Here is a 10081-nt window from a genome sequence, read left to right as displayed (position 1 = left end):
TATAGGTAATCTGACCGCCTTCGGTCACGGTGTTACCCGCCGTCAGCGTGACGGTGGTGGTGTCGATCGAATCAGTGATCGTGGTAACCGCAGGCGTAGTGCTCGGTACCAGGTTCTCAAAGTTGCCACCGGTAGCGCCGGTAATAGTAGTGCTGACGGTCGAGCCATTGTTGTAAACGTCGTTAGCCGGAGTATCCACGACGACGGTGCCAACCGACTCCCCAGCCTTGATGGTAATCACCGAGCCGTTGCTCAAGGTGACAGTCACCGGCGTCTGCGCCGGGTTGGTCAAGGTGGCGGTGTAAGTGATCTGACCGCCTTCGGTCACGGCGTTGCCCGCCGTCAGCGTGACGGTGGTGGTGTCGATGGTGTCGGTAATCTGCGTAACGGCCGGGTTCGGGTCAATCGTCAGCACCAGGTTGTTGCCGCCGGTGGTGCCGGTGACGTTCACGCTGATCTGGCTTGGGTCGATGTACGGGCTGTCATTCGGTGCCAGCGGCACGTTGACGGTGCCGGTCAGTTGGCCGGCGGTGATGGTGATCACGGCACCGTTGGACAGGGTGATGCTCAGGTCATTGATCGGTGGCTGCGTGACGGTGGCGGTGTAGGTCAGCACACCACCGGCTTCGGTGATGGTCGGCGTTGCGCTCAGCGTCAGGGTCGAGGTCTGCAAGACCAGGTTGCCGTTGCCACCTGCGCCTTGGGCGCCCGTGAGTTGGGTGGTTGTCGCGGCGCCCTGGCCCAGTGGGCCGGTCGGGAAACCGATCGTCGGGTCGACACGGCCAGCCGTCGCGTCCAGTACAACAAAGCTGTGGCCCCCGCCCGCAGCACCATTACCGGCAGCCGTCGCACCTGCGGCGGTAGCATCCAGGTCGGTGGTCGGGTCGGCGCCCGCGACGATGGCTTGCTGCAGTTCGGCAACTGACGGTGCAGCGTTCTCGGCGGCAGTGGCCAGGTCGAGGCTGGAGTCCGGCAGTTTGGCGCTCCACTGGGTTTCACGGCCCAGGTCCAGGGTGCGGCCGTCGGCCAGCTCAAGGCTCACAGCACCGGAAATGCCGGTGTCGATCTGGTCGCCCGCGAACAGGCGGTCACCTTCTACAAGGACACGACGCGTCCCTTCCGGAGAAATAACGAAAACTTGACCAACAATGCTTTTGACGATGGCAACAACACTGCTCATTAAAGATTTCTCCGGCGATCCGTTTCTGATGAATTCCAAGTGGCCGCTCGCGGGGGTGAGGGCCAGACAGGAGGGGGCGTAGTCTAAGTAGTTACTGACGTCAAATTATTGGCTAGATTTATTCGTTATCTAGTTTATGCCAAACTATTGACCTTCTGGTCGCCATCCTAAACAATTGGTCCCGTAATGTCACATTGATATTTATGCGGCGAACCGTCCTACATGTGTGAAGCAGTTCCGCTTTTTGAACTTTCCGACGTACGGTCATTACGGTAGCCATTATCCGACGCAGCGAGGCCAATCGCTGTGATTTGAGACAAGAAGTCCTGGGGAATTTTTTAATGCGTCTGCACCTGTTCAAGGCAATACCGTTCGTACTCGCCGCCGGTTTCGTACACGCCCAAACATTGCCCCAGGCCATGCAGCAGGCGCTGGATGTGCACCCGGAAATTCAAGCCGGTGTGAACAGCCGTATCGCCGCCGATTACCAATTGCGCGCCGCTCAAGGTGGTTACTTGCCACGCGTTGACCTGAACGCCGGTTATGGTCGTGAAGGCACCGACGATTCCAACACGCGCGCCGCCAGCGGCCCGAACGGCAACCAGTGGGACACCCACAACCGCGGCGAATCGAGCCTGCGTCTGCAACAGATGATTTTTGACGGTTTCGCCACCTCCAGCGAAGTCGGGCGCCAACAAGCCAACGTCAATTCCCGCGCTTACTCCTTGTTGGGTACTTCCGAACGCACCGGTTTGACTGTCGCCCAGGTGTACCTGGATGTGTTGACTCGCCGCGAATTCGTGCGCCTGGCTGAAGAAAACCTGCGCAACCACGAACGCATTTACGACCAGATCAAGCTGCGCACCCAGCGCGGCGTCGGTAACGGTGCCGACCAGGACCAAGCCGAAGCGCGTCTGGCCCAGGCCCGCAACAACCTGATCACCGAGCAGACCAACCTGGCCGACTCACAGGTCAACTACCTCAGCGCCGTCGGCCAGATGCCCGACCAGCTTGAGCGCCCAGCGCCTTTTATGGCCATGCTGCCGGCGGACCTGACTGAAGCCCGTCGCCAGATGCTCGACAACAGCCCGATCCTGCGTTCGGCCGAGTCGGATATTTCCGCCGCCGAAAGTCAGTACGAAGCTGCCAAGTCCACCTTTTACCCGCGCTTTGATGCAGAGCTGGGCACTAATGCCGACAACAACGTCGGCGGCGATGCCGGTCACAGCAACGGCTGGGAAGCCATGGTGCGCATGCGCTTCAACCTGTTTGCCGGTGGCAGCAACAAGGCCGACCTGCAGTCCAAGTCGTACCAGGCCAGCCAAGCCCTGGATATCCGCAACAACGCCTTGCGCCAACTCAATGAAGAACTGGGCCTGGCCTGGAACGCCTTGAACAACGCCAACGCGCAGTTGCCGGTTGCCCAGCAATACGTCGACCACAGCACCCGCGTGCGCACGTCTTACCAGCAGCAGTTCAGCCTTGGCCAACGAACCCTGCTCGATTTGCTCGACAGCGAGAACGAATTGTTCACCGCTTCCCGTCGTCTGGAAGAGATCAAGAACATTCAGTTATTTACTCAATATCGAATCAAGGCGACCATGGGCGAATTGCTCAAAAGCCAGGGCGTAGTCGCACCAATGGCGTCCGTCGTACAGAACGACGTGAAACCTAAAGTCCAACTGCCTGGGATGAATTGAGCCACCCCTATAGCCCCATCTGTTAGTCGAGAGTGCACCGCGTGGAATCCGAAGTCAGTCGAGTTCATCTCAGTCATGATCCACGCACGCTGCACGACGACCCGTTACTGGACGGGCTGTTGGCGCTCTGTGCCCTGCATCAAAAGCCCGCCAGCGCGGCCATGCTCACCACCGGTTTGCCGCTGCCGTCGCAGCGCCTGAGTGCCGAGTTGCTGCCGCGTGCAGCCGCGCGTGCCGGGCTGCAAGGCCGGGTGTTGCAGCGCAAGCTGGAGCAGATCCCGACGATTGCACTGCCGGCGTTGCTGTTGCTCAAGGACGGTCGCAGCACCGTGCTGGTGGGTTGGCAAGGTGAAGACGAAGCACGCATCCTGCTCAGCGAAAGCGACGGCGGTGAAGTGCTGATCAAACGTGAGCTGCTGGCCGACGACTACATCGGCAAAGTCTTCTTCGCCCAGCCGCAGCACAAATTCGACGTCAACCACGGCACCCTGATTCCTCGGGCGCGCTCGTGGTTTCGCGACACGCTCAAGCGTTCGCGCTGGCTCTACACCGACGCCATTGCCGCGAGCTTCCTGATCAACATCATCGCCATGGCCGCGCCGCTGTTTGTGATGAACGTGTACGACCGTGTCGTGCCAAACCAGGCCACCGCGACCCTCTGGGTGCTCGCCGTGGGTATCTGCGGCGCCTACCTGTTCGACCTGGTGCTCAAAAGCCTGCGCAGTTTATGCCTGGACCTGGCGGGTAAAAAAACCGACCTGATCATCTCGGCCACGCTGTTCGAGCGCATTGTTGGCATGTCCATGAAGTACCGCCCGGCACGGGTTGGCAGCTTCGCGCAGAACATCCATGAGTTTCAGAGCCTGCGTGATTTCCTCGCATCCTTGACCCTCACCAGCCTGATCGACCTGCCGTTTACTTTGCTGATTTTCCTGGTGATCGCCATCCTCGGCGGGCACCTGGTGTGGATCCCGGTGCTGGCCTTCCCGCTGGCCCTGGGCATCGGTTATGCCCTGCAAAAACCGCTGGTGGCGACCATGGAACGGACCATGGCCCTGGCCGCCGAGCGCCAGTCCAGCCTGATTGAAACCCTCGCCGGGCTCGACGCGGTCAAGGTCAACAACGCCGAGAGCGAGCGCCAGTACGGCTGGGAACAGACCATCGGCACCCTCAGCCGCCTTGAGCTGCGCGTGAAGTTGCTGTCGGGCCTGTCGATGAACATGACCTTGCTCATCCAGCAACTGGCCGGCGTGATCATGATCGTGTTCGGTGTGTACCAGATCATCGACGGCAACCTCAGCATGGGCGGGCTGATTGCCTGCTACATGCTCAGTGGCCGCGCCCTGAGCCCGCTGGCCTCGCTGTCGGGCCTGCTGACCCGTTACCAGCAAGCCAAGGTCACCATGACCTCGGTGGACCAGATGATGGAGCTGCCCCAGGAGCGCAATTTCGAAGAGCGCCCCATGAGCCGTCGCACTCTGCAAGGCGCCATCGAGTGCCGTGGCCTGAACTTCACCTATCCGAACCAGCAGAACGCCGCGCTGAAAAACATCAACCTGGTGATCAAGCCGGGCGAAAAAATCGGCATCATCGGCCGCAGTGGCTCGGGCAAAAGCTCCCTGGCCAAGCTGATTGTCGGCCTGTACCAGCCCGACTCCGGCGCCTTGCTGGTGGACGGCGTGGACGTGCGCCAGATCGACGTGAGCGAGCTGCGCCACAACATCGGCTACGTCGCTCAGGACATTCAATTGCTGGCCGGCACCCTGCGCGACAACTTGGTGTCCGGTGCGCGCTATGTAGAAGACGAAATGGTCCTGCAAGCCGCGGAATTGGCCGGCGTACACGAATTCGCACGCTTGCACCCACAAGGTTATGAACTGCAAGTGGGCGAGCGTGGGCAGAACCTGTCCGGCGGCCAGCGCCAGAACGTCGCCCTGGCCCGTGCGCTGCTGCTCAACCCGCCCATCCTGCTGCTGGACGAACCCACCAGCGCCATGGACAACACCGGTGAAGAACGCTTGAAACAACGCCTGCAAGCCGTGGTGCAAAACAAGACCGTGGTGCTGGTGACGCACCGTGCCTCACTGCTCTCGCTGGTGGACCGCCTGTTGGTGGTCGACCGTGGGCAGATCCTCGCAGACGGCCCGAAAGCCGTGGTTATGGAAGCGTTGAAAAAGGGGCAGATCAGTGTTGCTTAACTCCATTAGAAGCGCGGTCGGCCGCTACTTCAAAGGCACCGACTCGCTGCAGGGCCAGCCCCTGCCTGAAGTCAATAAAGCGCTGATCGAAGATGCGCCGCGGGTTATCCGCCTGACCATCTGGGCCATCATCGCGTTCTTCGTGTTCCTGGTGACCTGGGCCGGATTTTCCAGCATCGATGAAGTCACCCGTGGCGACGGCAAGGCGATTCCGTCGTCCAAGCTGCAAAAAATCCAGAACCTGGAAGGCGGTATCGTCTCCGAGCTGTATGTGAAGGAAGGCCAGATCGTCGAAGCCGGCGCGCCGTTGATTCGCCTCGACGACACCCGGTTTGTCTCCAATGCCGGCGAAACCGAGGCGTTGCGCCTGGCCATGCAACTGCGCGTCGAGCGCCTGAGTGCGCAGGTGGATGACCGCCCGCTGAACATCCCGGATGACGTGCTCAAAGCCGCGCCAAGCCAAGCCGCCAACGAGCGCTCGCTGTATGAAAGCCGCCGTCAGCAATTAAAAGACGAAGTCGGTGGTTTGCAGGAGCAGTTGGTGCAGCGCCAGCAGGAACTGCGCGAATTCACCTCCAAGCAAGGCCAGTACCGCAGCCAGTTGTCCCTGCAACGCCAGGAAATCAACATGTCCGAGCCGTTGGTGGCCCAGGGCGCGGTATCGCCGGTGGAAGTGCTGCGCCTCAAGCGAGCCGAGATGGAAACCCGTGGTCAGTTGGACGCCACCACCCTGGCGATCCCGCGCGCCGAGTCGGCGATCAAGGAAGTGCAGCGCAAGATCGACGAAACCCGTGGCAAATTCCGCAGCGAAGCCCTGACCCAGCTCAACGAAGCCCGCACCGAGCTGAATAAAGCCGAGTCCACCGGCCGTGCCCTCGAAGACCGCGTCAGCCGTACCTTGGTCACCTCGCCGGTGCGCGGCATCGTCAAACAGCTGCTGGTCAACACTGTCGGTGGCGTGATCCAGCCGGGCAGCGACATGGTCGAAATCGTGCCGCTCAATGACACCCTGCTGGTGGAAGCCAAGATCCGCCCGCAAGACATCGCCTTCCTGCATCCCGGGCAAGAAGCGATCGTCAAATTCACCGCCTATGACTACACCATTTATGGCGGCCTCAAGGCCAAGCTTGAACGCATCGGTGCCGACACCATCACCGATGAAGACAAGAAAACCACCTACTACATGATCACCCTGCGCACCGACCGCAGCCACCTGGGCACTGATGAGAAGCCGTTGCTGATCATCCCGGGCATGGTGGCCTCGGTGGACATCATCACCGGCAAGAAAAGCATCCTCAGCTACCTGCTCAAGCCGATCATCAAGGCGCGGGCCGAGGCGTTGCACGAGCGGTAAGCCGCATCGCCTGTACCGACGCCTTCGCGAGCAAGTCGAATCGTCGCACCGCCGCTCCCACCTTGGAAAGCATTCCAAATGTGGGAGCGGCGGTGCGACGGTTCGACTTGCTCGCGAAGGGGCCATCAGCCTCACCACCTTTCACAATGCCTACTGCAAATCGCCATATCGATATTCGCTAACGGTATTTAAGCTTCCATTCTTATACCTATAAATTCACTCCCCTGTCCGACCGGGAGTGCCCTCATGTCCGCCACCTCTACTGTTCCAACAGCGACGCCAACCGCCCAATCCTTCGAGATTCGCCCACTGCCCGGCAGCGTCGGCGCCGAGGTCATCGGCCTGGACTTGTCCCGCCCAGTCAACGACACAGACTTCGCGCGCATCCACCGCGCGCATCTGGATCACCACGTCGTAGTGTTCCGCGACCAACGCATCACCCCCGAACAACAGATCGCCTTCAGTCGCCGTTTTGGCGTGCTGCAGATTCACGTGCTCAAACAGTTCCTGCTGGCCAACCACCCGGAAATCCTGATCGTCTCCAACATTATCGAAAACGGCCAATCCATCGGCTTGGGTGACGCGGGCAAGTTCTGGCACTCAGACCTCTCCTATAAAGAGCTGCCAAGCCTGGGCTCGATGCTGCACGCTCAGGAACTGCCCTCCGAAGGCGGCGACACCCTGTTCGCCGACATGCACAAAGCCTGGGATCAACTGCCCGAGCACCTGCGCAAAGCCGTGGAAGGCCGCAGCGCCGCGCACTCCTACACCGCGCGTTACAGCGAGACTAAATTCGAAGGCAACTGGCGCCCAACCCTCACGCCCGAACAGTTGGCTCAGGTGGCGCAAGTGGTCCACCCGATTGTGCGCACCCACCCCGAAAACGGCCGCAAAGCCCTGTTCGTCAGCGAAGGCTTCACCACCCGTATCGTCGACCTGCCGGAAGACGAAAGCCGCGACCTGCTGGCCCAGCTCTACGCCCACAGCGTGCTGCCGCAGAACATCTACCGTCACCAATGGCAGCCCCACGACCTGGTGTTCTGGGACAACCGCTCGCTGATCCACCTGGCTGCCGGTTGCCCGAGCCACCTGCGCCGCAAACTGTTTCGCACCACCATCCAGGGCGATGCGCCTTTCTGATTCCCGGCAAGAGAGTTGACATGAACGCGCCCCTGCAAGGCCACGCGGCCAGCACCCTGAGTACCGCCAAACCGCTGTTGGCGGTGGACAACGTCAGCCTCGAATACCGCACGCCCGAGCGTGTGGTGCGGGCCACGCACCAGGTCAGTTTCGAAATCGACCCGGCCGACCGTTACGTGCTGCTCGGCCCTTCGGGGTGCGGCAAATCCACCTTGCTCAAGTCCATCGCCGGGTTTATCAAACCCTGCGAAGGCGAGATTCGCCTGTTGGGGCAAAAAGTCGACGAACCCGGGCCGGATCGCATTGTGGTGTTCCAGGAATTCGACCAGCTGCCACCGTGGAAAACCGTCAAACAGAACGTGATGTTCCCGCTGTTGGCTTCCAAGACCCTCAAGCGCCGCGAAGCCGAAGAACGCGCGCTGCACTACCTGGAAAAAGTCGGCCTCAGTGCCTTTGCCGACGCCTACCCGCACACCCTGTCCGGCGGCATGAAAGCCCGTGTGGCCATCGCCCGCGCGCTGGCCATGCAACCGAAAATCCTGCTGATGGACGAACCCTTCGCCGCCCTCGATGCCCTGACCCGGCGCAAGATGCAGGAAGAATTACTGCTGTTGTGGGAAGAAGTGCGCTTCACCCTGTTGTTCGTCACCCATTCCATCGAGGAAGCACTGGTGGTGGGCAACCGCATCCTGTTGTTGTCGCCGCATCCTGGGCGCGTGCGGGCAGAAATCCACAGCCATCAATACGACCTGCACAGCCTCGGCGGTGTGGAATTCCAGGCGTCGGCGCGGCGTATTCATCGCCTGCTGTTCGATGAAGCGCCCGAGGCCGACCGTGAGTTGGGTTTCGCCGATATCCGCATTGCTTACTAAGGGGCCGAACCATGCGCCAGGAATTTGAAGTCACCCTCGAACCACTGCTCAGCGTCCCTGTCGAGCGCGAACTGCCCCTGCGCCAACGCCTGTGGCAGCAAGGCTGGCTACGCAAGGGCTTGATCCTGATCGTGCTGGCGATTCTCTGGGAGGCGGTCGCCCGCTACCAGAACAACGACCTGCTGCTGCCGAGCTTTTTGCAGACCTCCCAGGCACTGTTCGACGGCCTGCTCAGCGGTGAGCTTTTGAGCAAGGTCTGGATCTCGCTGGCGGTGCTGATCAAGGGCTATCTGATCGGCATTGTGTTGGCGTTTGCCCTCACCACGCTGGCGGTCTCGACCCAACTGGGGCGCGACCTGCTCAGCACCCTGACCTCGATGTTCAACCCGCTGCCGGCGATTGCCCTGCTGCCGCTGGCGCTGTTGTGGTTTGGCCTTGGGCAGAACAGCCTGATCTTCGTGCTCGTGCATTCGGTGCTGTGGGCGTTGGCGCTGAACACGTATTCAGGGTTTCTCGGCGTGTCCGAAACCCTGCGCATGGCCGGTCGCAACTACGGCCTCAAGGGTATGCGGTTTGTGTTGTTCATCCTGATTCCGGCAGCGCTGCCGTCGATCCTCGCGGGCCTTAAAATCGGCTGGGCCTTTGCATGGCGCACGCTGATCGCCGCTGAACTGGTATTCGGCGCCACCAGCGGCAAAGGCGGCTTGGGTTGGTACATATTCCAGAACCGCAACGAGCTGTACACCGATAAGGTCTTCGCCGGTTTGGCCGTGGTGATCCTCATCGGCCTGCTGGTGGAAAACCTGGTGTTTGATACCTTCGAACGGCTCACCGTAAAGCGTTGGGGCATGCAGCGTTAAATAGGAATGATTGCTCTTTGTCGGGTGTGAGCCCGATAATGCTGGCCGAACCTGACGTCGCCCTGGCGTCAGGCATTCCCGGTAGAAGGATTTACGGCGATGCGGTTTTTTGTCTTGGTGGCGGCTTTGTTTTTGTCGGCGTCGGCTTTTGCTCAGTTCACCCCGCAAGCGGTGTCGATGCCCAAGCCGACCTACCCATCCAACCTGATTGGCATCCAGGGACACGCGCGCATCAGTTTGAATATCCATAACGACGGCTCGGTCAGTGATGTCAAAGCGCTCAGTGCTACTAAGCCGGCTTTTGGCGAAGCCGCCGTAGCCGCAGCCACGCTGTGGCGCTTCAAACCCTGGGAGGTGAGCGCAGACCAACCCGCCCATGTCGTGGCGCAAAACGACATGGTCTTCACGCCTACACAGTCCAGCAAAGAAAGCGTCCAGCTGAGCTTTACTCAAACCACCTATCAATCCTGCAGCGCCTTGAACGAAGAAGTCAGCCAGTTCCAGCGTGAGCATCCCAACCGTCCTTTGATCGACATGAAGAGCTTTGCCATCACCCGAGTCGCGGTGATGTTCCCGGCATTGAGCGGCAAAAAGGACTACTACGAGGGGCTGTCCAAGGCGGACGACTTTGAGAAAGCCCTGCCGGAAATCGTGCGCAAGTGCCAGGCCAATCCCAAAGCCGCTTTCGCCGACTTCCTGCCACGCGGCACCAAGCTCTACCTGTAAAGCCTGCTAGGATTGCGTGCAATTCACTCTCCACTGATCACGAGTGCTTGG

Annotated in this window: 8 protein-coding genes; 7 read left to right on the top strand and 1 reads right to left on the bottom strand. The window is 60.5% G+C overall.

The window, feature by feature from the left end; genetic code table 11:
• A partial coding sequence (locus tag ACTD9P_RS15645) for a retention module-containing protein (protein ID WP_438868370.1) occupies positions 1–1180 on the bottom strand: 1180 nt, incomplete at its 3' end.
• A 341-nt stretch (positions 1181–1521) separates the two neighbouring features.
• Between ACTD9P_RS15645 and ACTD9P_RS15640 the strand changes: the two genes are divergently transcribed.
• The 7 genes from ACTD9P_RS15640 (at position 1522) to ACTD9P_RS15610 (ending at position 10030) form a co-directional block, all read left to right on the top strand.
• Positions 1522–2880 carry a TolC family outer membrane protein gene (locus ACTD9P_RS15640; protein WP_438868369.1) on the top strand — a complete coding sequence of 453 codons (1359 nt, stop codon included), beginning with the start codon at positions 1522–1524 and terminating at the stop codon, positions 2878–2880.
• Positions 2881–2921: 41 nt separating this feature from the next.
• Entirely contained in the window at positions 2922–5078 is a 2157-nt protein-coding gene (locus ACTD9P_RS15635; protein WP_056858202.1) for a type I secretion system permease/ATPase, read from the top strand.
• Complete coding sequence (locus ACTD9P_RS15630; RefSeq protein WP_438868368.1) at positions 5068–6432, top strand: HlyD family type I secretion periplasmic adaptor subunit; 1365 nt, start codon at positions 5068–5070, stop codon at positions 6430–6432. The genes ACTD9P_RS15635 and ACTD9P_RS15630 overlap by 11 nt, the downstream gene beginning before the upstream one ends.
• Before the next feature lie 246 nt (positions 6433–6678).
• The gene (locus tag ACTD9P_RS15625) at positions 6679–7572 is read left to right on the top strand and encodes a TauD/TfdA dioxygenase family protein (RefSeq protein WP_438868367.1); all 894 of its coding nucleotides are present in this window, start codon (positions 6679–6681) and stop codon (positions 7570–7572) included.
• 20 nt (positions 7573–7592) lie between these two features.
• The gene (locus ACTD9P_RS15620; RefSeq protein ID WP_438868366.1) at positions 7593–8444 is read left to right on the top strand and encodes an ABC transporter ATP-binding protein; all 852 of its coding nucleotides are present in this window, start codon (positions 7593–7595) and stop codon (positions 8442–8444) included.
• An 11-nt stretch (positions 8445–8455) separates the two neighbouring features.
• Entirely contained in the window at positions 8456–9304 is an 849-nt protein-coding gene (locus tag ACTD9P_RS15615; protein WP_017136616.1) for an ABC transporter permease, read from the top strand.
• Positions 9305–9403: 99 nt separating this feature from the next.
• On the top strand, positions 9404–10030 hold the full coding sequence (locus tag ACTD9P_RS15610) for a TonB family protein (protein ID WP_138817394.1): 627 nt from the start codon (positions 9404–9406) through the stop codon (positions 10028–10030).
• Positions 10031–10081 lie beyond the last annotated feature (51 nt).

The sequence above is a fragment of the Pseudomonas onubensis genome, from assembly GCF_965653655.1.
GTDB lineage: Bacteria > Pseudomonadota > Gammaproteobacteria > Pseudomonadales > Pseudomonadaceae > Aquipseudomonas.
This window is presented reverse-complemented; position numbering and strand designations above follow the sequence as displayed.